Source organism: Acinetobacter johnsonii, from assembly GCF_048551975.1.
GTDB lineage: Bacteria > Pseudomonadota > Gammaproteobacteria > Pseudomonadales > Moraxellaceae > Acinetobacter > Acinetobacter johnsonii_A.
This window is the reverse complement of record NZ_JBIMCF010000104.1, coordinates 1-333: the sequence shown is the minus strand read 5'-3', so window position 1 is coordinate 333 and position 333 is coordinate 1. Positions and strand designations below refer to the sequence as shown.

Annotated in this window: 1 pseudogene; it reads left to right on the top strand. The window is 43.2% G+C overall.

Features of this window, described 5'->3' with window-relative positions:
• Nucleotides 1-80: 80 nt before the first annotated feature.
• Nucleotides 81-333 (top strand): annotated as a pseudogene (locus ACG9ZB_RS16805) (hypothetical protein); the annotation flags it as partial.

The following is a 333-nucleotide window of genomic DNA, read 5'->3' as shown; positions in this document are numbered from 1 at the left end:
ATGAAAATACACCACTGACTATGACTGTGCGTGCCTCAGCAGAGCTTGGTTCATGGACTGGTAAACCAGGGCGCGCGACAATGGGTATATTTTCTCATAACGGTACAGTTTTTAATGCTGCAACAACGGACTGGATATATGTTTTGGGTAGTGATGCCGTTGTGACTACTATCACACGTAATGTATTTTCCCGTCTTAAACAGCGTATAACATGGGATTGGGAGAATATTGGATATGCAAATGATTGCTGTGCGCTCACCGCATTGCAAGGCAAAATTTTCATGGCAACAACACAAAATAGACTTTTACAGCGGTACCCTATTGGTGCAGATG